Origin of the sequence: Xanthomonas sp. WHRI 6106 (assembly GCF_040202405.1) — a bacterium.
Taxonomy (GTDB): Bacteria; Pseudomonadota; Gammaproteobacteria; order Xanthomonadales; family Xanthomonadaceae; genus Xanthomonas; species Xanthomonas cannabis.
On record NZ_JBEGFC010000007.1, the window covers coordinates 1 to 23,902 of the forward strand.

At 61.9% G+C, this 23,902-nt stretch carries 20 protein-coding genes and 2 pseudogenes; 18 read left to right on the top strand and 4 right to left on the bottom strand.

The window, feature by feature from the left end; genetic code table 11:
* The 5 genes and pseudogenes from ABQZ09_RS11665 to ABQZ09_RS11685 all read left to right on the top strand — a co-directional run.
* Positions 1–540: RHS repeat-associated core domain-containing protein (locus ABQZ09_RS11665; RefSeq protein ID WP_349776940.1), on the top strand; the 540-nt coding region annotated here is incomplete at its 5' end.
* Positions 537–899 (top strand): hypothetical protein, encoded by a 363-nt coding sequence (locus ABQZ09_RS11670; RefSeq protein ID WP_349776941.1) that lies wholly within the window; start codon positions 537–539, stop codon positions 897–899. The genes ABQZ09_RS11665 and ABQZ09_RS11670, both read left to right, overlap by 4 nt.
* A gap of 58 nt (positions 900–957) precedes the next feature.
* Positions 958–2,150: pseudogene (locus ABQZ09_RS11675) on the top strand (RHS repeat-associated core domain-containing protein); the annotation flags it as partial.
* A gap of 176 nt (positions 2,151–2,326) precedes the next feature.
* Entirely contained in the window at positions 2,327–2,773 is a 447-nt protein-coding gene (locus ABQZ09_RS11680; protein WP_349776942.1) for a hypothetical protein, read from the top strand.
* 387 nt (positions 2,774–3,160) lie between these two features.
* Entirely contained in the window at positions 3,161–3,670 is a 510-nt protein-coding gene (locus ABQZ09_RS11685) for a hypothetical protein (RefSeq protein ID WP_349776943.1), read from the top strand.
* A gap of 320 nt (positions 3,671–3,990) precedes the next feature.
* On the opposite strand, the gene ABQZ09_RS11690 is transcribed toward ABQZ09_RS11685, so the two are convergent.
* Entirely contained in the window at positions 3,991–4,329 is a 339-nt protein-coding gene (locus ABQZ09_RS11690; protein ID WP_228313231.1) for a Rossmann-fold NAD(P)-binding domain-containing protein, read from the bottom strand.
* Positions 4,330–5,100: 771 nt separating this feature from the next.
* Between ABQZ09_RS11690 and ABQZ09_RS11695 the strand changes: the two are divergent.
* Positions 5,101–5,288: pseudogene (locus ABQZ09_RS11695) on the top strand (SymE family type I addiction module toxin); the annotation flags it as partial.
* Between the two features lie 21 nt (positions 5,289–5,309).
* On the opposite strand, the gene ABQZ09_RS11700 reads toward ABQZ09_RS11695, so the two are convergent.
* Positions 5,310–6,041: a carbon-nitrogen hydrolase family protein gene (locus ABQZ09_RS11700; RefSeq protein ID WP_228313232.1), complete on the bottom strand. Its 732-nt coding sequence runs from the start codon at positions 6,039–6,041 to the stop codon at positions 5,310–5,312.
* A 250-nt stretch (positions 6,042–6,291) separates the two neighbouring features.
* Here ABQZ09_RS11700 and ABQZ09_RS11705 point away from each other — a divergent pair, with 250 nt between their 5' ends.
* From ABQZ09_RS11705 to ABQZ09_RS11720, 4 genes are all read left to right on the top strand, one after another.
* The gene (locus ABQZ09_RS11705; protein WP_228313233.1) at positions 6,292–6,768 is read left to right on the top strand and encodes a DUF4262 domain-containing protein; all 477 of its coding nucleotides are present in this window, start codon (positions 6,292–6,294) and stop codon (positions 6,766–6,768) included.
* A gap of 24 nt (positions 6,769–6,792) precedes the next feature.
* Positions 6,793–7,350: a hypothetical protein gene (locus ABQZ09_RS11710; protein WP_349776944.1), complete on the top strand. Its 558-nt coding sequence runs from the start codon at positions 6,793–6,795 to the stop codon at positions 7,348–7,350.
* Between the two features lie 53 nt (positions 7,351–7,403).
* Entirely contained in the window at positions 7,404–7,829 is a 426-nt protein-coding gene (locus ABQZ09_RS11715; RefSeq protein WP_349776945.1) for a hypothetical protein, read from the top strand.
* 63 nt (positions 7,830–7,892) lie between these two features.
* Positions 7,893–8,252, top strand: a complete 360-nt coding sequence (locus ABQZ09_RS11720) for a hypothetical protein (protein ID WP_184553671.1) — start codon at positions 7,893–7,895, stop codon at positions 8,250–8,252.
* A gap of 1,236 nt (positions 8,253–9,488) precedes the next feature.
* On the opposite strand, the gene ABQZ09_RS11725 is transcribed toward ABQZ09_RS11720, so the two are convergent.
* Positions 9,489–10,154 carry a hypothetical protein gene (locus tag ABQZ09_RS11725; protein WP_349776946.1) on the bottom strand — a complete coding sequence of 222 codons (666 nt, stop codon included), beginning with the start codon at positions 10,152–10,154 and terminating at the stop codon, positions 9,489–9,491.
* Positions 10,155–10,435: 281 nt separating this feature from the next.
* Here ABQZ09_RS11725 and ABQZ09_RS11730 point away from each other — a divergent pair, with 281 nt between their 5' ends.
* Positions 10,436–11,056: a DUF4142 domain-containing protein gene (locus ABQZ09_RS11730; RefSeq protein WP_349776947.1), complete on the top strand. Its 621-nt coding sequence runs from the start codon at positions 10,436–10,438 to the stop codon at positions 11,054–11,056.
* Positions 11,057–11,132: 76 nt separating this feature from the next.
* Here the strand turns inward: ABQZ09_RS11730 and ABQZ09_RS11735 are convergent, their stop codons facing one another.
* Positions 11,133–11,432, bottom strand: a complete 300-nt coding sequence (locus ABQZ09_RS11735) for a hypothetical protein (RefSeq protein WP_349776948.1) — start codon at positions 11,430–11,432, stop codon at positions 11,133–11,135.
* 435 nt (positions 11,433–11,867) lie between these two features.
* Here ABQZ09_RS11735 and ABQZ09_RS19900 point away from each other — a divergent pair, with 435 nt between their 5' ends.
* From ABQZ09_RS19900 to ABQZ09_RS11765, 7 genes are all read left to right on the top strand, one after another.
* The gene (locus ABQZ09_RS19900) at positions 11,868–12,143 is read left to right on the top strand and encodes a DUF6959 family protein (protein ID WP_503018964.1); all 276 of its coding nucleotides are present in this window, start codon (positions 11,868–11,870) and stop codon (positions 12,141–12,143) included.
* A 452-nt stretch (positions 12,144–12,595) separates the two neighbouring features.
* A complete protein-coding gene (locus ABQZ09_RS11740; protein WP_349776949.1) occupies positions 12,596–15,712 on the top strand; it encodes a maltotransferase domain-containing protein in 3,117 nt (1,038 codons plus the stop codon).
* The gene (treS, locus tag ABQZ09_RS11745) at positions 15,709–19,059 is read left to right on the top strand and encodes a maltose alpha-D-glucosyltransferase (RefSeq protein ID WP_039407011.1); all 3,351 of its coding nucleotides are present in this window, start codon (positions 15,709–15,711) and stop codon (positions 19,057–19,059) included. The genes ABQZ09_RS11740 and treS overlap by 4 nt, the downstream gene beginning before the upstream one ends.
* 11 nt (positions 19,060–19,070) lie before the next feature.
* Positions 19,071–21,254 (top strand): 1,4-alpha-glucan branching protein GlgB, encoded by a 2,184-nt coding sequence (glgB, locus tag ABQZ09_RS11750; protein ID WP_349776950.1) that lies wholly within the window; start codon positions 19,071–19,073, stop codon positions 21,252–21,254.
* Positions 21,255–21,642: 388 nt separating this feature from the next.
* Positions 21,643–21,942, top strand: a complete 300-nt coding sequence (locus ABQZ09_RS11755) for a hypothetical protein (RefSeq protein ID WP_349776951.1) — start codon at positions 21,643–21,645, stop codon at positions 21,940–21,942.
* Complete coding sequence (locus ABQZ09_RS11760; RefSeq protein ID WP_123137596.1) at positions 21,932–22,204, top strand: hypothetical protein; 273 nt, start codon at positions 21,932–21,934, stop codon at positions 22,202–22,204. The genes ABQZ09_RS11755 and ABQZ09_RS11760 overlap by 11 nt, the downstream gene beginning before the upstream one ends.
* Positions 22,201–23,754, top strand: coding sequence for a PepSY-associated TM helix domain-containing protein (locus tag ABQZ09_RS11765; protein WP_349776952.1), 1,554 nt, complete (start codon positions 22,201–22,203; stop codon positions 23,752–23,754). Before ABQZ09_RS11760 ends, ABQZ09_RS11765 begins: the two co-directional genes overlap by 4 nt.
* Positions 23,755–23,902 lie beyond the last annotated feature (148 nt).

A 23,902-nucleotide genomic window follows, 5' to 3' on the forward strand; every position in this document is an offset into this window, starting at 1 on the left:
GACATGCGGTTCCCAGGGCAGCGGTTTGATGCGGCCAGCGGGTTCAATCAGAACTACTTCCGCGATTACGATGCGGCCACTGGTCGGTATGGACAGAGTGATCCGATTGGATTAAGAGCAGGAGTTGGTACATACGTTTATGTTGAAGGAAGCCCAGTTAGCCACCTAGATCCTTCTGGTCTTTGTGAAGATAAACCAAAGGAAGACCGTCTTGATGCTGCTCTAAGTACTTACTCTATGGAAGAGTCAGTTAATTCGATTGTGGGATTTGGCGCCGGTTCCGCAATCTTTGGTGGATCCGCGCAGGTGGTCAATAAGTCAGCAATTAAGCCGCGTGGTGGGGTGGCAGGTGGAGGTCCCAGCGGGCGTTACACGAGTTACTCCAGACGCTACCTGGGAAATGGGGTCGGGAGAACTATTGGTAGACTCGGAATAGGAACGGTAGTTAAGAGGGCAGGTATTATTGGAGCAGGGATTGGTGCAATAACAGAGCACGTTGAAGCATTGAATGCTTTTGTAAAATGTCGAGGTGCTCAGTGATCGACCATTCTGCTAGAAATATCGGAGTTGACTTGCTGCGGAAGCTAGATGAAAACCGACTTTCCTCAAGTGAATTTGAGGGGAATTGGCCAAAAAAAACTGAGGATAATGCGGTTAGGTCGATCGGGTACTGGATATGGACTTTATTTGACGACGAACATGAGTTTATTATTAAAATAGAAGAAAACTCGGAAGAAAAATCCATTCTGAAAAACTCAATCGAGTTTTTAAATTCAGATCGAATTTTTCATCCCAGGGTGCTTGGAAAATATGAAAAGATGAAAAAAATTATTTTTGAGGGTACAGAATGGTTAGGATGCGAATTGCCTTGGCATAAGAACTGGCCTTTTCCTGAGTAGATAATTCATTCAGAACTGTGGAGGGGCCTACTGTGGAGGGGCCTTGGGAAGATGAATTGGCATCGATCCAATCGGTACCTCACCGCTCTGACCCCGGCTGGCAACCCCACACCGGACTTGCGACTGGACTACGACGCCCTGGGCCGGCTCACCGCGCTCAAGGATGGCGCTACCGAGGCGGTGATCGACGGCTATAGCTACGATGGCACCGGCAATCGCCTGAGTGCCAAGGTCGGCGGCGCCACCCAGGCTTACACCTATCCGACGACCAACCACCGCCTGAGCGCAGTCGCAGGCGTGGCGCGCACCTACGACAAGATGGGCAACACCCTCACCATCGGCGGTAAGGCACGCGAGTACCTGTACGACACCACGGGCCGCATGACCCAGGTCAAGCGTGCAGGCGTCGCGGTCATGAACTACCGCTACAACGGCCGCGGAGAGCAGGTACGCCGTTATCTGGGCACCACCAACACCTATACGCTCTACGACGAGGCCGGCCACTGGCTCGGCGACTACGACACCAACGGTGCACCCAAGCAACAAGCAATCTGGCTGGACGACCTGCCGGTGGGCCTGCTGGCCAACGGGGGTCAATTGCACTACATCGAACCCGACCACCTAGGCAGCCCGCGTGTGGTCGTGGATGCCGCCCGCGACGTTGCCGTATGGAGCTGGAGCCTGAAAGGCGAAGCCTTCGGAAACACCGCGCCCAACCAGGATCCGGATGGAGACAGCACTGCGATGGTGTTCGACATGCGGTTCCCAGGGCAGCGGTTTGATGCGGCCAGCGGGTTCAATCAGAACTACTTCCGCGATTACGATGCGGCCACTGGTCGGTACGGGCAGAGTGATCCGATTGGTATAGCAGCTGACATAAGCACCTATTCATATGTCTCTGCAAATCCATACGAAATGCTTGATCTATTAGGCCTGGAGTCGGTCGGTTCTTTTAATAACGGGGGGCGCAGACTCTCTTGGGAAGATGGCGTAAATCTTAGGGGCCCTGATTTTGTAAAAGTATCATTCAATTATGGTCCCGGTACCCTTTCCTTCACGCGGGGAAGGAATGGTCGAGTCTATATGAGTAAGGGGATAGCAAAGATATATCCCCATTCGATATCCGCAGGCATTTCAGCCAGCGTGGGATGGGTTAACGACTGTGAAGGGCGTCCAAACGACGCTCAATTGAATAATCTTTTCACCGGTCCTGGATTGGCCGGGCTTGGAGCGTATGAGCCACTCGGCTGAGCATATAGCTACTCACCTGGAGCGGGATCTACCACCGAAATCGGAGTGGGTATGGGAGTTTCTATCACGAAAGGTCGTGGTACCGGAGGATTTGGTGGTGAAAAAGGTGAGGTTATCAGCAACGATGGTTGGGGATGAGGATGGGGATGAGGATGAGGATGAGGATGGGGATGGGGATGGTAAAGATACTGAATTATTTCTTTTTTGCCGCCACTTGCGCTTGTCTAGCCTGCGGCATCTATTTGTCTTCACAGAAGTCTAAAGCTAAAGATTTGTCTGGAAAGCCCGGAATCAGTACGCTAAAAGCTGAAATCGAACCGTTTGCGCAAAGCTTTGGAGGAACACCCATAAATTTTTTTGATCGAGTTAGCGTTGCCGGCGGTCTGTCAGGTAACATTCGCTTGAGTCCCGGAAAGGTTCCTCCACTAGCTAATTTCAGGAGCCTAGCATTAAAAACAGGGTGGGTAGAGGTTGTGCCTGCAAAATCACCTTATTCAGTTAGCTATCGATTTTGCAAAAAGAGGATGATGCTTTTGCTCGAGCATTCGTACAAGTCTCACTGGATTTATGGAATTGAATGGGTTTCCGATGGGGAGGGAGTTTATTATTGCAAGTCGAAATGAATAGCTCGGCTAGACATCCGTAGCCCCAGTCTGAGTACGATTGCAGGGGTGGCGCGCGCCTACGACAAGTTTGGCAAATCCCTCACCATCGGCGGCAAGGTACGCGAGAAGCTGTACGACACTGCCGGTCGCATGATCCAGGTCAAACGCGTAAGCGTAGCTGTCAGGAGTCGAGAGAGAAGGGGGGGGGCAGGTTCAGTTATTCAGATACATCCCCAAAAGCAGAAACAGGCTTATAAAAGGGCCTGAAGCGGGTTGGGGCACTTGGGAAGTCAATGGGGCACCCTCTCCGTTGGAATCGAAGAGCCTCCGGCTGAGCCTAACAACTCGTCCGAGCCAGACCAGCGCGGCGCGTCTTCACTCATGGGCTAGGAACTGTTGGTAACAATGAAGCAAGCGGGTTTCTTTATCGCAGTATTGTCCGTGGTTCTTGCTGTGGCGTGCTCTCGCTCAGTGGCTCCGTTTTCGCCGGCACACGTCGATCAATCCGTATCAGAGCAGAGCCGCTATCCGTTGGCAGCCGAGCCATCACGTGTCGGAACCTATCCAGGTCAGTCGAAGTCTGGAGCCGGCTACTTCTATGACCAAGTCCTTGAGTACAGGGTCTGGCTTCATCCCGAGCAGGGAGCGGAACCACTGGCCGGAGACGCTGATTACTTTGCCGCGTTTGCGCAATACGAGCCGGCATTGGCCTTCTCGCGGGATCACAAGGGGGCCGAGCCGCCTTTAGTGCTTGTGCGGCAGCTGGAATCCATCAATGAGCCGAAGCCCGGAGTCTATCAGCACGAACGCGCCGCACGCATCACGGAGTGGCAGCCGCAATGGCTCCCGGGGTCCAAGCGCGAGCCTGATAGCATCGCCAAGTTCCTGGCCGCCCATGCGTCAGCGCAGATGTAGGCGTAATACTTCGTCCAGGCCCAAATTGCTTTGCGGTGCGGCTAAGCCCAGGGATTAGCACTCATGGCAAGCGTCGGGACCATCTTGCTAGCAGATCAAGCGTTGGACGAGTTGTCCAATGAGGGTGTTCCAGATCATTCTTGCTTCGCCAGCAGATGTCCTGGCTGCAATCGCAACCTGCATGCCAGGCGACCACGCCAGCTTGGTACGTAACTCGCGCATCGAGACAGCTGAGGATGACGAGGAACCTTAGGCTTCCAGCTATCGGAAGAGCACCAGATCGGGCCTGCTGGAAAGCCCTTAACCCGGCCTGCTAACGACTAACCCACAAACGACTGCCTGTGGTCGCGAATAAAGTCATCGAATGTACGTGGTGGCACTCCGGTGAGCCGTTCGATCTCGAAGGTGGGGTCGATATCGTGATGGCCTGCCACCACGTCCGCGAACTGCACCGTGAGGCCCTTGGCCATCCAGGGCGAGTTGCCCGTGGCACGCATCAGCACGCGGAATACCGGTGTCGGTAGGTTGAGATAACGCACCTTGCGGCCAATGCCGTGCGACAGGCGCGCGGTTGCCGCCTGCATGTCGAGTGTCTCTGGCCCGGTGAGGAAATAAGTTGCGCCTGCGTGGCCTTCTTCGGTCAGCACCGTCGCGGCCACACGCGATCTCGCCCATCAGATGGTTCGACAATGCCGATGATATTTTGCGTTCGCTGTCCGCATTAAACTGGTCTTGCACATACACGCCGAGCACAGTCCCTACCGTTCCTCCAAGCGCGATCAGTAATCCACCAAAAAGGTGTTTGGCCATAAAACGCCATTGCTCTTTTATGAGAATTTTTTTGATGTCGGCGAGCCCTTTGCTCTCACCAGGACATAGAATTTGATTAGGATCTTCTAGGGCTCTAATTAATTGAACAAAATCCCTCTTGACATGCCAATCCTGACCCTCTGCCAGTGCAAGAGCACGAACCCGTTTAGATAGCCTTGCAAAGATCCACATGTTTATGAAGATAAAAACTATGCCCGGAATGGCGCCAAAGAAGAACCCCCAGCCCGGACTAAGGTTTTGTAGAATAGTTATTTTCATAAGTTTTTCATGTATGTCGGAGGTGCGTAATTTAGTTTCCGGGCGGCATATTCTCCACTGCACACACATTGGCCGTAGGAACCCTCTCAGATGACGATCCGGTTGAACCTACGATATCGTGGATTTGCATAGGCTCGCCAAATGTAACGGTAGGGATCTGCTAGTGGCGACCTACCTAGCAGAGTAATACCTGCTCCCCATGTGACCGACGAGCGCACTTCTACGGGAAGTAAGCCCGACTTCGGGCCAATAACGAGGCTAGTTGTTGCGCTGACCCGCCCCCGATTCCAGGACCATTAGTCGGTAGAGGATTCAGCCTGATGACCCACCTCCATCCCGAGCCCCGCACAGAGCCCCGCCACCCACGTGCTCCGCAACGCTGCACCGTTGGCTACGGCTATTACCCCGCCACCACCAACGCATCCCCACGCTACGCCTACGCGGCCGCTGGCTGGAACAACTCGGCTTCATCATCGGCAGCAAACTCCACATCCGCATGCGCAACGGCGAGCTGGTCGTCACCGTGGCTCCCATTAGTCTTGGCCAGACCTCAAACCAATCTAAAGACGCTCGCTTCTCCATCCTTCGTGTCGTACGCCACCAATGCCTCCTGGAAGGCGTCAGCGCTGCAAACGAGTTCACCGACACTGCTCCAGATGGCAGACCGACCGGCTCCGATGAAGGTGTCGGCAGGGCCTACACAATTCGCCATCAAGACAGCCATGGAATGCGTTTTTGCAATCGTCGGATAATGGCTGTAGGCCGATGTCACGCCTCTGTTGGATTTGGCCACGCTTGCCATATACACGCCAGCATCTAACGTTGCAGCTTGTTCCGCATGGCTTGCCTGCAGTGACTCGTAGCAAATGGCAGGCGCCAGCACCTGATCTGCGTGTCTGAGCACAAGCTGCTCGGTACCGGCGGTGAAAAACGGGAACTCGTCGGGGTGTAGCTGCTGTTTGGAGTAGCTTGTGCGCTCCAGCCCCGGTTGGAAGCAGAGCATGCTGATTTCGATGCCTTTCGCCCCCTTCGTAGGTACTCCAACGGCGATGAGCATGCCGTACCGGTCACTTGCCGCCTGAAACGGATCAAAGCGCTGATCAGCCGGGTGCACCGCCAGGGCCTGTGCCAGTGCTGGTTCGTAACCGGTGAGCGAAAGCTCGGGAAAGACCAGCACATCCGCCCCCTTGCTCGCAGCCAGGCGAATGACAGCGAAGTGTTTACTGATGTTCTCTTCGACTTGACCAGGCATCGAAAGGATTTGCGCAGCTGTCAACTTCATTGCCTGTCTCGCGTTCACGTGTTGGGGTTGAGCGTAGCGGATTCCGAAAGGCTGGTAGCCAAAGCCTGCTTAGAAGACCAGGCATGGTGCCAGTCGCGGTACCACGCCACGCTGCGCCAGCGTGCGTATCTCGCTCGCCTGTGGATCCGGCAGGCTGTGCAGGTGAATTCCAGATTGACCTTACTTGACCGCTCGGCGAGGATAGTGCCGTACCGCACTTGGGCGGTCGGGCCGCAGTCAGGCGCAACGCATGGTTCGCACTGTTGGTATAGACGAAAGTGAGCGGCAGCTACTTGATGACGTTGCCGAATATGGATGGCATTGCATCCACATCATGGAGGAGGGCGAGCAGGTTGGGTACTCCTTTACCGTTGGCCTGTACCAGACATTTGGGCACCCGGAATTGCTCATCTTTGGCTTGTCCTCAAGGGTATCGCACCAGATCCTCTCGATCGTTGCGGATGCGGCGCGAGCCGGAACACCGCTCGATATGTCACACCCAACAGATGCCCTCATCAATCACCATTCCTGCTGTTTTGCCGAAGTCCCATTGTCGGAGTATTACGAGCATGTGGGTTTTGCACGCTGGTACTATCAGGGGGACGACTTTCCGCTTTACCAGATTGTGTGGCCGTCCAAGTCCGGCCTGTTTCCCTGGCACCCCCGGGCCAGTGCGGAGTTCCGTGCAACCCAGCCGGTACTCGGCCAGGCCGCGAGTGGCAACTGACAATCCTTCATCCAGGGCCGCTGGGTGATCGTCGAAGAGGCGGATGCAGACTGCCAGGCGATGGATTCGATCGCCGATAGCAATCGACGGCGACCAACGTATCGCCAGGCATTTGCGTTGCCGCATTCCCGTAGCAGGCATGATCAGGACGGTACTGTGGCTTCCGAAGATCTGAATTCCCTCAATAACGCGGCGCGTGGATTCGCCGAGTACATGCTGCTGGCACATGGCGAGTTCATCCCATTCGGTGTCTTGATGCGTCCAGATGGGACAATTGCTCAGGTGGCTGGTGAGCGTGGGGTTGAACGTTCCGTATCGGCGAAGATGGTCGAGCTACTTCAAGCATCCTTCTCGCAATCTGCCCGTCTTGGTGCCATCCGGGCCGCCGGCATCTGCATGGAGATGTCTGTGGTGCTACCCGGGCGGGAGGACAAGACGGATGCAATCTGTACGCGATTGGCGCATGTGTCGGGCGAGTCAGTCGAGGTCTTCATACCGCACTCGCGTGATGCGCGTGGGGCGCTCCAGCTGGGCCAGCCATTCGCCGCGGTCGGCGATGCGTTCACGCTTGCTGAGCGCTAACTTATCCAAGCTGTCCCTTGGCGCGGCACGAATCTCTTCAACTGGTGGGCAGCATGCTGAAAGTCGCCGTTGTCATTGCTTGCCTCGCCGTCACTGGGCCTGCCATGGCCATCTCATGCGGTAGGCAGCAATCCACGGCGCAGGCCTACTCCTCTGCTCAGCACGTGGTCTCTGCGCATGTTGAAAGGAGCTATGCGGCACCCGGTTTTGGTCGGGATGCTGTGCAGTTCGTCGAGCTTCGCGTGCTGAAGGTCTGGAAAAGTCATCTGAAGCCAGGCGACCGTGTCCAGGCAACAGCGGAAGATTCAATCCGTTTTGTCGGTGATGGATTCGTCCCGCTCTTGGGTTCCGATCTGCTGGTATACGCCAGCAGTTCCCAGCCTCTGATGCTGGGCAGTTGCTCAAGGACCGCACCACTGGAGACTACGCTTGACCTAAAGGCGCTGAAGGCGCTATCCAAGCGGTCGCATGGCAGGTAACGTGAGCGGCACTGCCTCCACGGCAACGTCGAGGTGACGCGGGCGTCAGGTCCTTTGGAGCATATGGCCACTTACCCTTCAGAGCCGGAACTTGTTCTCGCGCTCGATCACCACGATGAGTTGGTGCGGCAGTGTGCTGCCGGTGCGTTGTCGTTCGAAGCTTTCCGTGCAGCGTACGACAACTTTTACTGGGCGTACGCGCTGGATGGGCATGAGTCCGACGCTACGGGCCAGGCGCTGCTAGGACTGCTGGCAGCCCGCATAGCTCCACATCGCGCACTGGCTGAGACCGTCCTGGCTTATCTCCCTCCCGAAGCCCCTGCGACTCATGCCAGCTATGGCAAGGCCGGCAGGCTCGGCACCGAGGAGGCCATGGTGCGTCTCAAGCTTATCGCTGCTGGTCTCCTGTCTTGGAAATCCTGACAATTCATTCAAGCCGAACCCGCCTCGCGACGCGGCTCAATTCAGGAGCTCATCCTTCATGACGTATCTGGCGACACTTTTATTAATATTCCTATCGTCCTCTGCCACCGCTGCCGTTCCCAAAGCTTGGCTTGAGCCAGTGCCTGATTCGGCCGGCAGTTGGCGCGATTGGACTGCGATTCCCGAAAGTGCGTTTTTTAAGGTTCCGGCGCCAATGTTATCGAACGCGGAAGCCTTGCTTGCAGATGCCGCCTTCCTGGCTCAGGAGCAAAGTGACATGGCCTCCTTTGGCCGGCCTGATTTTGCATGCCCGGCGTCTACCGGGCCTTATCTGCTACGTGCAGCCTATATCAACCATGGTAATGGCAGGTTTGGCCTGGATTGGGCAGGTTCGATGCTGATTGTGTCGCATGCGTCACTTGGACCTGGGGGGCCGCCAGGCAGATCGGCTCTGGTTGCCTGCCTCTCTCAAGCGCCGTCCGCCGTCTTTAGTTCCTTGTCCGGTGCGATATGAGGCCTGACACGTCGAACGCGCATTGCATGACTTGGCCTGAGAAGTAACGATTCACTGGTATCTCTCTGACGACGCATTCATACCGTCCCCCACTGGGCGGCGCGACGTCCCTCTGGTTTCAGGCGCCAAAAATACATGATCGCAATCGAGTTCGAACCACCAAGCGTTTCCTACTGCGAGTGTTGCGGTAAAGAGACCGTTCGCCTCACGCGTTTCGTTACAGATGACGGTAACGCGCACGCCGTTTACTACCTTCAGTACACGCCCGGGCACGAACCGGAGCATATAAGCGGTTTGATCAGCCTCGGCGAGTGGGGTGAATCGGCCTCGCCAGCAGATCGCCTTGCATTTCCGTTCCGCCTCTGGGCTACCGAGGGGACGTATAACGTCGGGCTCACCGACGCCGCAGAGTCGCCATGGTCCAGTGCAACATTTCTTGGGGCAGTGCTCGACCGGGCCCAGGCGCTGACTCACCCGTGGTGCAAGGAGGTCTTTCACCTCACGGATCACATCACTAGCCAGGATCCGGAGGCAATCGCTTTTCTTGCTGGGAAGCATCAACGGAGCGCCTGACAACTTGCTCAGGTAGGAGTTGCCTCGTTGCAGCGCTCACGTCTCAGGTATCACACCATGCTCGTCGTCACCGCGCCCTTCTCCGTCGCGCAACCACGTGTGCGCCGTTCTCTGCAGGAGTGCGACGCGCAGGGTGGCTAGGCTTGCGATTACTTCTTTCGGTACACCCCACCGAAGGACACGTTCATTCCACCGCATTCCAGGTTGTCGTCGACCAGCAGCATGTCGCCCAGCAACTGCAGGCGTACCTTGCACGTGTCCTCGTTGACCTCGACGCGGTTGCCGTCTGGATAGCCGCGCGCGGTGACCGAACCCATGTGCGGGCCGCCCGGCGTCTGTTCCGGGTCGGGATGGGCGCTGGGCCAGTACGCATCGCCGTTGACGGTGATGCTGCCGTCGCCATTGGCGGCCAACTGCAGGGTGTTGTCGCCGTCGTGCCAATGGCCGTTCCACGCCTGCGCTGTGGGCGTGGCCGTGCTTGGCTGCATCTGCAGGCTGGACTGTGCGACCCAACCGGCGGTGCCGCCGCCCTTGTTGGGATAGAGCACGCAGACGTAGGCATTGCGGCGCTGCGCCGTCAGGACGATATCGTTCTTGACCACGTAGGCGCGCCCCTGGCATGCGGCTCCGCCCGTGTCCGGGCAGCCATCGGTGTCCTTGAGCAGGTACAGGCGCGGCGGGACGACCTTGCCGAGGGAGAATGCCACCGGCGCGCTGGTGAACAACCCGTTGCGGCACGTGCCATCGTCGTCAGCAGGCGCGGCGTGGACCAATGGCGAAATGCCCAACAGGGCGAGCATCCAGGCCTTACGCATGGCAATCACTCCAAATGTGGCGCAGTAGTCTGCGGCAAACCGGGCCGTTTTTCAGCAGGAAAGTGTCACCACACGCCACGCATGTCAGAGCCGCGCTGGCCCACGTACAGTTCCACCCCCGTGCGCAGGCGCGTGCCGCCGCGTGCAGTGCGGTGCATGGTGCGGCGTTGTGTCTTCGCCCCGCGGCCCATGCTTGTGTCTGATTACCCCAGTGGACGTGTATGAGCCCTCTTCACCTGGGGAGGGCGATGCTGCTGTCTTCAATCGAAAGGGAGTGGAGCATGAAACAATCACTGTTGGTCCTGTCCATGGTCGCGGCGCTGGCGCTCGCTGGCTGCAAGCCGAATGCCGACAAGGAGGCCGCAGCGCCTGCCGCGTCCACCGAGCCGACGCCGACCGGTGGGGCGGCGACCCCGACCACGCCGCCTGTTGGCGAAGCCAGCCCGGCGCCGGAAGGCGCTGCGCGCGCGAGCTCCGGAGACGACATCGCCCTGGGCCTGCTCGGGGCGGTGAACAACCACGAGATCGCCGCAGCGAAGCAGGCGCAGGACAAGAAGGTCACCGGCGCGGTGCTCGAGTACGCGAAGATGATGGAGAAGGAGCACACCGAGAACCTGGAAAAGACCAAGGCGCTGGGGACGCTGGCCGAAACCCCGGACGTCAAGAAGCTGGAGAGCAAGGGCGAGCAGGACCTGTCCACGCTGGGGCAGAAGTCCGGCAAGGACTACGCGGCGGCCTACATCGATGCAATGATCGCTGGGCACAAGGACGCCTTGCAGCTGATCGAGTCGCAGATGATGACGGCCGCGTCCACCGAGCCGGTCAAGCAACACCTGACCGAGACCAAGACGCACGTCGAGCAGCACCTGGCGAAGGCGGAAGCCATCAAGAAGGCGATGTGAGCGTGGGCGTGGCAGATCGCTGGTCTGCCACGCCTGGTTTGCAAGCGGGAGGGAGCAACGTCGCCGTTCTAGAGTTTCACGGACCCGAAAAGGGAATCAGGGAAGAAACGATTCCTCCCACAACTGCCAACAGCGCCAGCACGTTGAGAATTATCGAATACAGACGCCTGGAAAAAGTGGGGCGGCGCCGGATGGCCCGGAGAATGGCGATCGGAATTAATGCATAGCCTGCACAAAGGGCAATAAAGTACCAGTTGATCTGATAAGAGGAGCCCTTGCCCAGCGCGCTTCCGACTTGAACCAAGACCACTCCACCAACAAGCGACAGAAAAGAGCGGATCGCGAATGCATTAGCGGTTCTTGTTTGAATGCTCATATCTCCACATCTCTACAATCTGGAATGTTGCCACAGCTGGGTGCCTTATCAATGCGATCTCCTCTTACGCATCCACTGAACGTGATTGCTTCAGTACCAGCGTCATCGCAACGTTGCAATGACGTCAAACGCGCTGCGGTGCCGCCACCCGGCGAAATCAGCGATGGCCATTACCCGCAAACAATCAATGCGTCCCTACGCTGTGCTTACGCGGCCGCTGCCTTAAGCAACTCGGCTTCGCTGGAGCGCAGTCACACAGCGTGCAATGGATGATGCAGGTGTTTATCCGTTGCGCCATGGACAATGGCGTGCCGTACGTTTGGCTCAACGTCAGAGGCCCTCAGGAGTCAGAGGCGCATTCGAAAGCGTTGAGATCTACTCCGATCGACCTAACATGGCTGTGCTTCGTCATCCTGGGCGAAAGTCTTCAGGAGTTTGCTGCAAGGAAATACACGCCATGCGCTGTGTGCCCAGGTCGCCGACGCGCTAGCCGGTGGTCCCGATGCCTCTGATGAGCTCAAAGAGGTACACAGCAAGCTGCTCAGTATGCTTGCCCATTACACCTCAGTACTTAGCGAACATCAGCTGGCCATTCCTTCTCTCCCGGCCCACGGGTGCCTGACAATTCGTCCAGGCAGCTTGCGCTTGGCAGTTGGGCTTAACTCAAGCGTCGCATGCTGCTCTCCGGCGCGACTCTGGCTCAGCCTCTGACCTTTGCCGTTGCAACCGTGGCGATGGTCAGCAGTGCCGCCATGACGTGGCCACGCATCCTTGCTCTCCCAGCAGATGGAGGCTGTAGCCTCAACGCTTGGGAGCTGGCCAATGCTGCTTGAGCCCTCACCACAGCCGGGCTTGTTTGATTTTCGTCAATTCGGCCGACACATGAAATTCGCAGGCCGGGTGCTTGACTGCATGGGTCAAGAATCGTTGCGGAGTTGCGCATGAGTGCAGTCACGGTGGGCAGGATCGACCAGGCGTTGAGCGAGCGGGCATCAGTGCAGCAGGCGGCGGCGCAGCATGCGTCGCTGCGGCTGGCATCGGTCCGAGCGGGGGGAGGGCCGGCGCGTTGGCAGCGAGCGCTTGCAGCAGCATGGAGCGGCCGCTGCCGCGTGACGTCCATTCTTACGGTGCGTTCGCGCGCCGTTGCCTGCTGAGGGGCGGTCATGCGGATCTGTGTACTCAATGAAACGACCCCGAGCGCCACCGGGCTGGAGCAGCGCTGCGTGGCGGCGCGCGAGGCCGGGTGCGACTACGTGGTGATGGCTGCGCCGTTCGAGCGTGATGCGGATGGCCGGCTCATCGAGCCGGCTGGTGCTGCCGGTGCGCAGCACGGCCCGTTGCATGAGGCGGCGCAGGCCGCGCATCGCGCCGGGGTGAAGCTGCTGATCGATCTGCGGCTGGATGAAGTGGGCGGGGCCAGCGCGGTAGTGCGCGATAACCCGCAGTGGTTCCGCGCACGCAGTACGGCGGTGCCGGACCCGCGTCAGCCGCGCGCCACGCCGGAAGTGGCCGAGGCGCGCTTCAGCTATGCACAAGAGGGCGCCGCGCTGGTGGAGTGGTGGAGCGCACGCTTGCTGGAGTGGGCCGGGCAGGGTGTGGCCGGGTTCCGGCTCTTGCAGCCGCAGCAGGTGCCGGCGCAGCGTTGGCGCGAGTTGATTGCCCGCGTGCATGCGCAGGCGCCGGAAGTGGTGTTTGCGGCGTGGACGCCCGGTTTGGGGCTGGAGGCGTTGCAGCAGCTGTCCGGCGCCGGGTTCGATGCGGCGTTCTCGTCGCTGGCATGGTGGGATGGACGCGGCAGCTGGTTCTTCGATGAAGACACCGCGCTGCGTGCATTGGCCTCGCAAGTGATTGCCGTGCTGGATGCACCGGACGGCAAGCGTGCTGCCGCGCCCGAGCAGCACTGGCAGCTGGCGCTGGCCCTGGGTAGTGCCTGGTTGCTGGACGATACGCATCTGGACGCGTTGCCGTTGTCGATCCGTGCCACCGATGGTTTGCCCACCAGCAATGCCGGCATGCGGCTGCGGCCGCTGCTGCGCGAATCCACCGGGCTGACCGCAGTGGCAGTGGAGCCACTGGGCGGCTTGCCCTCCTTGTTATTGATCAATGGCGATACGCGGCATGTGGTACCGGTGCCCGCATCGGATCTGTTGCGCCTGCTCGGCGACGCCGAAGCGCTGGTGGCCGAAGACGGCCGTACCTTGTCGGGCGCAACGCTCGATGCGCTGGAGCCGGGCGAGGTCCGCGTGTACCGCAGCGTGCCGGCGCGCCATGTGCTGGCGGTGCCACGCATGCGCCCGCGTGCGCAGACCGCGGCCACCTGGCCGCGGGTGTGCATCGAGTCGGTGACGCCGTCGGTGGACAACGGCCGTTTCCCGGTCAAGCGCACGGTGGGCGACCGCATCTGTGTGGAAGCCGATGCGTTCTGCGACGGGCACGACCGCATCGCGGTGGCGGTGCTGTGGCGCCCGGCCGACGCCAAGACCTGGTCCAGCGCGCCGATGCGGGCACTGGGCAACGACCGCTGGCGCGCGGAGTTTCCGCTGGAGCGCATCGGCACCTATGAGTTCCGGGTGGAAGGCTGGCGCGATGTGTTCGCTACCTTGCATGCGGATCTGGAAAAGAAGCGCGCGGCCAATACGGTGCTGCCGGTGGACGTGCAGGAAGCCGTCGCCGTGGTGCAGGCAGCGCATGCGCGTAGCATTGGCGCGCTGGCCGAGCGTTTGCAGGCGGTGCTGACCCGTATCGGCGCGCAGAGTGAGCCGTTGCAGCAGCTGGCGATCGTGCTGGAGCCGGACACCGCGCAGGCAATGGCGGCAGCCGACGACAAGCCGTTCCGCTCCGAGACGCCGGTGACCTACCGGGTGGAATCGGAGCGCCGCGCGGCGCACTTTGCCAGCTGGTACGAATTGTTCCCGCGCTCGCAAAGCGGCGACCCGCAGCGGCACGGCACCTTCGATGATGTGATCAAGCGGCTGGCACACATCCGCGCGATGAACTTCGATGTGCTGTACATGCCGCCGATCCATCCGATCGGGTTGAACAACCGCAAGGGCCGCAACAACTCGGTCACCGCGGTCGAGGGCGAGCCGGGCAGCCCGTATGCGATTGGCGCCAGCGATGGCGGGCACACCGAGGTGCATGCCGAGCTTGGTGGGCTAGAGGGCTTTCGCCGCCTGATCCAGGCGGCGCGTGCGCACGGGCTGGAGGTGGCATTGGATTTCGCGATCCAGTGCGCGCCCGACCACCCGTGGTTGAAGGAGCACAAGGACTGGTTCACCTGGCGCGCCGATGGGTCGATCCCGTATGCGGAGAACCCGCCGAAGAAATACCAGGACATCGTCAACGTCGATTTCTACGCCAGCGGCGCGGTGCCGGACCTGTGGAACACGCTGCGCGATGCGGTGCTGTTCTGGGTCAACGAAGGCGTCACCCTGTTCCGCGTGGACAACCCGCACACCAAGCCGTTCCCGTTCTGGGAATGGTTGATTGCCGATGTGCGCGGGCGTCGGCCGGATGTGGTGTTCCTGTCGGAGGCGTTCACCCGCCCGAAGATGATGTACCGCCTGGCCAAGTGCGGCTTTTCGCAGTCCTACACCTACTTCACCTGGCGCAACCACAAGCACGAGCTGCAGGAGTACGTGGAAGAGTTGAACGAAGGCGTGCCGCGCGAATGCTTCCGCCCGCATTTCTTCGTCAACACGCCGGACATCAATCCCACGTTCCTGCAACACAGCGGGCGCAACGGGCATCTGATCCGTGCCGCGCTGGCAACCACCTTGTCCGGGCTCTGGGGCATGTACCAGGGCTTTGAATTGTGCGAAGCCACGCCGTTGGCCCCGGGCAAGGAAGAGTATCTGGACTCGGAGAAGTTCCAGCTGCGCGCCTGGCCCGAGCGTGCGCCTGGCGACATCGTCGATGAGATCACCCGCTTCAATCAGCTGCGCCGCATGCATCCGGAGCTGCAGTCGCACCTGGGCACGCGCTTCTACCAGGCGCATAACGATCAGGTGCTGTACTACGGCAAGTTCCTGGATGCCGGCTACCTGTCGCGCAGCCGCAGCATGGTGCTGGTGGCAATCAACCTGGACCCGCATGCCGGGCAGGATGCGGATATCGAAATCCCGCTGTGGGAGCTGGGCCTGCCCGATCACGCCACCGTTGCCGTGGAAGATCTGTGGGACGGGCACCGGTTCGAGTGGCACGGCAAATACCAACACATCCGTCTAGAGGCAACGCGACCGTTCGCGTTATGGCGCATCCGCGCAGGAGAGGTCGCATGAATGCAGTTGCAGCGTTACAAGCCGATGCCGAGCAGTCGTCGGTAGTTGCCGATCAGCTTTGGTACAAGGACGCCATCATCTATCAGGTGCACGTCAAGTCGTTCTTCGACTCCAACGACGATGGCATCGGCGATTTTCCGGGGCTGATTTCCAAGCTGGACTACATTGCCGAGCTCGGCGTGGACACCATCTGGCTGCTGCCGTTCTACCCCAGCCCGCGCCGCGATGACGGCTACGACATTGCCGAATACATGGCGGTGCATCCGGACTACGGCAGCATCGAGGATTTCGAGCAGCTGGTGGCGCAGGCGCATGCGCGTGGCATCCGCATCGTCACCGAGCTGGTGATCAACCACACCTCCGACCAGCACCCGTGGTTCCAGCGTGCACGCAATGCGCCGGCGGGCTCGCCGGAGCGCGACTTCTATGTGTGGTCGGACACCGACCAGGAATACGAAGGCACGCGGATCATTTTCTGCGACACCGAAAAGTCCAACTGGACCTGGGACCCGGTGGCCGGGCAGTACTTTTGGCACCGGTTCTATTCGCATCAGCCGGATCTCAACTTCGATAACCCCGCAGTGCTGGAAGCAGTGCTGGAAGTGATGCGCTTCTGGCTGGACCGCGGCGTGGATGGCTTGCGCCTGGATGCGGTGCCGTATCTGATTGAGCGCTCCGGCACCTCCAACGAGAACCTGCCGGAAACCCACGCGATCCTGCGCAAGATCCGCGCCACACTGGATGCCGAATACCCGGACCGCATGCTGCTGGCCGAGGCCAACATGTGGCCGGAAGACACCCAGCAGTATTTCGGCCAGAACGCCGACGAATGCCATATGGCGTTCCACTTCCCGCTGATGCCGCGCATGTACATGGCGATCGCGCGCGAAGACCGCTTCCCCATCACCGACATCATGCGGCAGACCCCGGAGATTCCGGAGAGCTGCCAGTGGGCGATCTTCCTGCGCAACCACGACGAGTTGACGCTGGAAATGGTCACCGATTCGGAGCGCGATTATCTGTGGCAAACCTATGCCGCCGACCGCCGCGCGCGCATCAATCTGGGCATCCGCCGCCGGCTGGCGCCGCTGCTGGAGCGCGACCGCCGCCGCATCGAGTTGATGACCTCGTTGCTGCTGACCATGCCCGGCACGCCGGTGCTGTATTACGGCGACGAGATCGGCATGGGCGACAACATCCATCTGGGCGACCGCGATGGTGTGCGCACGCCAATGCAGTGGTCGATCGACCGCAACGGTGGCTTCTCGCGTGCCGACCCCGCGCAGCTGGTGCTGCCGCCGGTGATGGACCCGCTGTACGGCTTCCAGGCCGTCAATGTGGAAGCGCAGATCCGCGACCAGCATTCGCTGCTGACCTGGACCCGCCGCGTGCTCAGCGTGCGCAAGCGCTACCAGGCCTTCGGGCGCGGCAGCCTGCGCTTCCTGTACCCGGGCAACCGCCGCATGCTGGCCTACCTGCGCTGCTATCAGGACGAGACCGTGCTGTGCGTGGCCAACCTGTCGCACACGCTGCAGGCGGTGGAGCTGGACCTGTCCGAGTTCGAGGGCCGCGTGCCGGTGGACATCATCGGCGGCGGCAGCTTCCCGCCGATCGGCCGGCTGACCTATCTGCTCACGGTGCCGCCGTTCGGTTTCTACGCGTTCCAGTTGGTGAGCGAAGGCACCTTGCCGGACTGGCATGTGCCCAGCCCGGTGCCGTTGCCGGATTACCGCACGCTGGTGCTGCGCAGCGACACCGATGAGAGCAATGCCTTGCTGCCACATCTGGCCACCCTGGAAGGCGAGATCCTGCCGGCCTGGTTGTCGGCACGGCGCTGGTTCTCGGCCAAGGATCAGGCATTGAAGAACGTGCGCATCTCGCGCCGCACACCGTTGCCGGGCGATGAGCCGATGAGCCTGCTGGAACTCGACGCAGAGCTGGAGGATGGCCGCCACGAGCGCTACATGCTGCCGATAGGCATCGTGTGGGAGCGCGACCACCCCAGCACGCTCGCCGAGCAGCTGGCATTGGCGCGGGTGCGCCAGGGCCGCGAGGTGGGCTATCTCACCGATGCGTTCGCCCTCAAGCCGATGGTGCGCGGCGTGATCGATGCGCTGCGCAGCAATGCGGTGCTGGACGTACGCGATGGCGACGATGCCGCGCAGCAGGGCCAGGTGCGCTTCGAAGCGACGCCGGCACTGGCCAGGCTGGAGATCCCCGCCGACCCGGACATCCGCTGGCTGTCGGCCGAACAGAGCAACAGCTCGCTGGTGGTGGCCGACAAGGCGGTGTTCAAGCTGCTGCGGCATGTGGCCGACGGGGCGAACCCGGAGATCGAGATCGGCCGCCGCCTGACCGAGATGGGCTACGCCAACGCCGCGCCGTTGCTGGGCAGCGTCAGCCGGATCGACGCGCAGGGCACCGTCACCACCATCGCCTTGCTGCAGGGCTTCATCCGCAACCAGGGCGATGCCTGGCGCTGGACGCTGGATCACCTGGCGCGCAGCTTCGACGAGTACGCCACTGCGCAGACCGACGAAGCACGTGCCGAAGCCATTGCCGGGTACGACGCCTTTGCCGCGGTGGTCGGCAAGCGCCTGGCCGAGCTGCATGAAGCCTTGTCGCGTGCCAGCGACGATGCCGACTTCGCCCCGCAGCGCATCGACCTGCCCGCCGCCAACGATGTGGTGGCCGGTGTGGCGCGACAGGTGGAAGAGATGTGGGACACGGTCAATACGCGGCTGGCAGGCACCGACGACGCCACCGAACGCGAGGCGCTGGAAGCGGTGCTCGCGCAACGCCCGCAACTGGACAGCCTGTTGGCCAAGGCACCCAGCGTGCTGGCCGATTCGCTGCTGACCCGCGTGCATGGCGACTTCCACCTGGGCCAGATCCTGGTCGCCTTTGACGATGTGGTGTTGATCGACTTCGAAGGCGAGCCGGCCAAGCCGTTGGCCGAACGTCGTGCCAAGGCCAGCCCGCTACGCGATGTGGCCGGCTTCCTGCGCTCGCTCGACTACGCCAGCGAAGTCTCGGCACGTGGCGAAGAAGGCACGGCCGCGCGCGCAGGTGTCGGTGTGGACACGCATCTGGACGAATTCCTGGTGCAATTCCGCCGCCGCTCCACACAAGCCTTCCTGGACGCTTACCATGCCGTGCTCGACGCCAGCGCCCACCCGTGGATTGCGCCGGCGGCGTTCAACGCGGCCACCTTGCTGTTCCTGGTGGAGAAGGCCTGCTACGAGGTGCGTTACGAAGCGGCCAATCGCCCGGGTTGGTTGATGGTGCCGATCGAAGGCTTGCGACGCATCCTGCAACGTGCACGCGCCGGTGCAGGAGACACATGATGAATGGAGTAATGACAGCAGTGACCAATCGATGGGACCCCGGCGTGGTACGCGCGCTGGCCGAATCACGCCACGGCGACGCCTTTGCCGTGTTGGGCGCGCATCCGACCGACACCGGGCGCGTGTTGCGCACCTATCTGCCGGGCGCCAACCAGGTGAGCGCCGTGCTCGACGACGGCCAGACGATCGCCCTGGAGCCCGGCCCGGAACCGGGCCTGTTTGCCGGCGACCTGCCGGCGCAGGGCGGTTACCGGCTGCGTATCGGCTGGCCCGGTGGCGAGCAGGAAACGGCCGATCCTTACGCATTCGGCCCGCAGCTCAGCGACTTCGACCTGCACCTGATCAGCGAAGGCCACCATCTGCAGCTGGCCGACGCATTGGGCGCCAACGTGGTCGAGGTGGATGGCGTACGCGGCACGCGCTTTGCGGTGTGGGCGCCCAATGCCTCGCGCGTGGCGGTGGTGGGCGACTTCAATAGCTGGGATGCGCGCCGTCACCCGATGCGGCTGCGGCATCAGTCCGGCGTGTGGGAGCTGTTCGTGCCCGACGTTGGGCCCGGTGCGCACTACAAGTACCAGCTGCGTGGCCCGCATGGGCACGAATTGCCGGCCAAGGCCGACCCGGTGGCGCGGCGTGCGGAACTGGCGCCCGGCACCGCCTCGATCGTGGCCGACCCGGCGCCGTTCCAGTGGAGCGACGACGGCTGGATGGCCACGCGCGCGCGCCGCCAGGCGCACGACGCACCGATGAGCATCTACGAGATCCATGCCGGTTCCTGGCTGCGCGAAGAAGGCGTGGACCTGGACTGGGATGGCCTGGCCGACCGCTTGATTCCGTACGTGGCCGACATGGGCTTCACCCATGTCGAATTGATGCCGGTGACCGAGCATCCATTCGGCGGCTCGTGGGGCTATCAACCGCTGGGCCTGTTTGCACCGACTGCGCGGTTCGGCTCGCCGGACGGCTTTGCCCGCTTCGTCGACCGTTGCCACCGCGAAGGCATCGGCGTGCTGGTGGACTGGGTGCCGGCGCACTTTCCCACCGACGCGCATGGCCTGGCGCATTTCGACGGCACCGCGCTGTACGAACACGCCGACCCGCGCGAAGGCTTCCACCGCGACTGGAATACGCTGATCTACAACCACGGCCGCCGCGAGGTGTCCGGGTTCCTGATCGCCAGCGCGCTGGAGTTCTTGCAGCGTTACCACGTGGACGGGCTGCGCGTGGATGCGGTGGCCTCGATGCTGTACCGCGATTACAGCCGCAATGCCGGCGAGTGGGTGCCCAACATCCATGGCGGGCGCGAGAACTACGAAACCATCGCCTTTCTGCGCCGGCTCAACGAAGTGGTGCGCGAACACACCCCGGGCGCGGTGATGATTGCCGAAGAATCCACCGCATTCCCCGGTGTCACTGCCGATGTGGCGCACGGTGGCCTGGGTTTCCACTACAAGTGGAACATGGGCTGGATGCACGACACTTTGCATTACGCCGGGCTGGACCCGATCTATCGCCGCTACCACCATGGCGAGCTGACCTTCAGCATGGTGTATGCGTATTCGGAGCGCTTCGTGCTGCCGATCTCGCACGATGAAGTGGTGCACGGCAAGGGCTCGTTGCTGGGCCGTATGCCGGGCGACGAGTGGCAGCGCTTTGCCAACCTGCGCGCGTATCTGGGCTATATGTTCACGCACCCGGGGCGCAAATTGCTGTTCATGGGCTGCGAGTTCGGCCAGCCCACCGAGTGGAACCACGACGCCAGCATTCCGTGGCACCTGCTCGACGACCCGCGCCACCGCGGGGTGCAGACCCTGGTGCGCGATCTCAACCGGTTGTACGCGGAATATCCCGCACTGCACGCGCATGACGACGACCCGGCCGGGTTCGCCTGGGTGGTGGGCGACGATGCCGCCAACAGCGTGCTGGCGTTCCTGCGCAAGGGCAAACGCGGCGATGCGCCGGTCCTGGTGGTCATCAACTTCACCCCGGTGGTGCAGCACGGCTACCGCATCGGCGTGCCGCAAGGCGGCCAGTGGCGTGAGGTGTTCAACAGCGACGCCGGCATCTACGGCGGTGCGAACCTGGGCAATGGCGGCATCGTGACGGCAGAGCAGCAGTCCATGCATGGCCATGCGCAGTCGCTGCCGTTGCTGTTGCCGCCGCTTGGCGCCATCGTGCTGACGCCGCACGGCTGATGCGTCATGCACACCGCCGGACAGCTGGTCCGGCGGTGTGCCACCTGTTAGATTGCGCGCCGTAGAGTGGCTGACACCCTGCCGCGCATGCCCACCGGGCCGCGCTGCAGGATTGCCAGCTTTCTTAGGCAGCCCGGGGAGGGCTGCCGGGCACAGCCGCCGCCATGCCTTCCGTCGATCCTCTTGCGGGAGTGGTGTGCGTGGGCGTTTTGATCGCTGTAGTGGGTTTTCTGCCGGTTGCGGCCGTTCGCTGTGTTTTGGGCGTGCATGGCAGTGCGCAGGCAGGTGTGTGGACGCTGGTGTCGCCGCAAGCGAGGGCGCAACCTCGCCGCGCGCATCGTGCCCAGCGCGGTGCGCTGCCTTCGCTCACCTCGATGCAGGCTGGCGCATGAGCGCGCTGATGACCGCACTCTATCTGCTTGCCGCTGCCGCCTCGGCCCTGGCGTTTTATCTGGCAACCACGCATCAACGTCTGTTGCTGCAGCGACGCCCCTCGGCGCGCGGGTTGCGCGTCGGTGGCTGCGTGTTGCTGGCGTTGTCACTGGCCTGCGCCATCCATGCGCTGGGCATGTGGGCCGGCATCTTCGCCGCCGTGACGGCGCTGATGCTGGCGGCAGTGGCGCTGCCGGTGCTGGATATCGGGCGGCAGCTGCGCGCACAACGCAGGCAGGCACGCCATGTGGGCTAGATGGTTGAGTGCGGTGGTGCTGGGCCTGCCGCTTGCGGTGGGCGTGGTCGGCCTGTGCGCCTTGCTGCTACCGGGGCCGCAACAGCGCTATACCCTGGTGTGGTTGCTGCTGATGTTTCCGGTCTGGATCGGCGCGATGGCGTTGCCGTTCGTGTTCCGGCGGGCATCGCATGCCTGGATCGTGCTCGGCGGGCTGACGCTGCTGTGCTACCTCGCACTCGCCGCGATCAAGGCACTGGGCTGGACGGAGCTGAGCGCATGAAAGCATCGACCTTGCGCGCATTTCTGTCCGTGCACAGCTGGATGGGGTTACTGGCCGGCATGGCCTTGTTCATTGCCTTTTATGCCGGTGCCATCACCGTGTTCACGCATCAGCTCAGCGAGTGGCAGAGTGCACCAGCGGTCACCGAAACGGCGCCTGCCGATCCGGTGACTGCGGCGCAGTCCTTGCTGGACACGGTCATCGCCACGCACCCGCAGGTGGCCGATTCGTTCTTGCTGCTGTTGCCGGGCGAACACGGGCCGATTGCGCGGCTGTATTGGTATGGCGCGCAGGCCGATGCCAGCGGCGGTATGCGCCAGTATCAGGCGGGGCCCGATGGCGGCTTGCTGGAGTTGCCACAGCGCGTGGGCTTTGCGGATTTTCTCTACGACCTGCACTTCACCGCCGGCCTGCCGCGTGTGCTCGGCACCTATCTGTTCGGGGTGGTGAGCGTGTTGTACGGGCTGGCGCTGGTCAGCGGCGTGGTGTTGTACGCGCCGGTGTTCTTCAAGGACCTGTTCGCGCTGCGCGTGGGCGCCAACCTCAAACGGCTGTGGCAGGACGCGCACAATCTGGTGGGCATGCTGTCGCTGCCATTCCATGTGATCTTTGCCTGGTCCGGCGCGGTGCTGTGCCTGGGCGTGCTGCTGCTGGCGCCATTCCAGTTCCTGGTGTTCGACGGCAAGCTGATGCAGATCCTGGAGCCGGATTTCGAACTGGCACCGCATGTGGCGCCGGCCAAGCGTGCAGCGCCGTTGCTGCCGGTGGCGGTGCTGCTGGACAAAGCGGTGACAGCCAGCCCCGGCTTCGTGCCGGAAAGCCTGGCGTACCACGATGCCGGCGATGCCCATGCGCGGGTGGAGGTCTACGGCCATCATGACCAGCGTCGGCTCAATACCTTGGGCGGAGTGGCACTGGATGCCAGCACCGGGCAGGTGTTGCGCGTGCTGGAGCCGGCCACGATGTCGCCCGGCACCGCCGCGTTGCGCGGGTTGCAGGCGCTGCACTTCGGCAACTTCGGGCATGCCGCGGTGCAGTGGCTGTACTTCCTGCTCGGCCTCGGCGGCGCGTTCCTGTTCTACAGCGGCAACCTGTTGTGGATCGAAACACGGCGCAAGCGCCGCGCCATTGCGCAGCCGCGTCGCACACATGCGATGGCACGGCTCACCGTCGGCGTCTGCCTGGGCAGTGTGGCCGGCATCTCGGCGCTGTTCATCGCTGCGCGGTACCTGCCGCAGGGCCAGGAGCGCTATGTCTATTACGCAGTGTTCACCGCAACGCTGCTGTGGGCCCTGCTCCGCCCCACCGCACGCGGTGCGTACGAGCTCTTGCTGGCCTGCGCCGGGTTGACGGCGCTGATTCCGCTGGCCAGCTGCATTGGCGCACACGGCGCGACCGCGCCGTGGCAGAGCGCGACCGTGCTCGGTATCGATCTGGTTGCGCTGCTGATGGCCTGGGCCTATTGGCGCATGGCGCTTGCGAGCAAACGCCGTGGCATGCAGGGCGATCCCAATAGCGTATGGGCATGGCCGGCGCGCGGGGTTGCTTAGGAGCGGCGAACAGATGACTGCGCGCATCGCCAGGCGGGCGCGGTCTCTGCCCGATGCGGCACGTACGACGCGTGCGCGGTGGTCCAAGCGTGGTGACCGCACCCATCTGACGACCGCCCGCTACGCTTTTGGTCACGCTACGCCGCGG

What these genes read in the sequence shown, in the direction of transcription:
- ABQZ09_RS11680 (WP_349776942.1), top strand. Translation starts at nt 2,327, where the DNA reads ATGGTAAAGATACTGAATTATTTCTTTTTTGCCGCCACTTGCGCTTGT.
- ABQZ09_RS11685 (WP_349776943.1), top strand. Translation starts at nt 3,161, where the DNA reads ATGAAGCAAGCGGGTTTCTTTATCGCAGTATTGTCCGTGGTTCTTGCT.
- ABQZ09_RS11700 (WP_228313232.1), bottom strand. Translation starts at nt 6,041, where the DNA reads ATGAAGTTGACAGCTGCGCAAATCCTTTCGATGCCTGGTCAAGTCGAA.
- ABQZ09_RS11705 (WP_228313233.1), top strand. Translation starts at nt 6,292, where the DNA reads ATGGTTCGCACTGTTGGTATAGACGAAAGTGAGCGGCAGCTACTTGAT.
- ABQZ09_RS11715 (WP_349776945.1), top strand. Translation starts at nt 7,404, where the DNA reads ATGCTGAAAGTCGCCGTTGTCATTGCTTGCCTCGCCGTCACTGGGCCT.
- ABQZ09_RS11720 (WP_184553671.1), top strand. Translation starts at nt 7,893, where the DNA reads ATGGCCACTTACCCTTCAGAGCCGGAACTTGTTCTCGCGCTCGATCAC.
- ABQZ09_RS11725 (WP_349776946.1), bottom strand. Translation starts at nt 10,154, where the DNA reads ATGCGTAAGGCCTGGATGCTCGCCCTGTTGGGCATTTCGCCATTGGTC.
- ABQZ09_RS11730 (WP_349776947.1), top strand. Translation starts at nt 10,436, where the DNA reads ATGAAACAATCACTGTTGGTCCTGTCCATGGTCGCGGCGCTGGCGCTC.
- ABQZ09_RS11735 (WP_349776948.1), bottom strand. Translation starts at nt 11,432, where the DNA reads ATGAGCATTCAAACAAGAACCGCTAATGCATTCGCGATCCGCTCTTTT.
- ABQZ09_RS11740 (WP_349776949.1), top strand. Translation starts at nt 12,596, where the DNA reads ATGCGGATCTGTGTACTCAATGAAACGACCCCGAGCGCCACCGGGCTG.
- treS (WP_039407011.1), top strand. Translation starts at nt 15,709, where the DNA reads ATGAATGCAGTTGCAGCGTTACAAGCCGATGCCGAGCAGTCGTCGGTA.
- glgB (WP_349776950.1), top strand. Translation starts at nt 19,071, where the DNA reads ATGACAGCAGTGACCAATCGATGGGACCCCGGCGTGGTACGCGCGCTG.
- ABQZ09_RS11755 (WP_349776951.1), top strand. Translation starts at nt 21,643, where the DNA reads ATGAGCGCGCTGATGACCGCACTCTATCTGCTTGCCGCTGCCGCCTCG.
- ABQZ09_RS11760 (WP_123137596.1), top strand. Translation starts at nt 21,932, where the DNA reads ATGTGGGCTAGATGGTTGAGTGCGGTGGTGCTGGGCCTGCCGCTTGCG.
- ABQZ09_RS11765 (WP_349776952.1), top strand. Translation starts at nt 22,201, where the DNA reads ATGAAAGCATCGACCTTGCGCGCATTTCTGTCCGTGCACAGCTGGATG.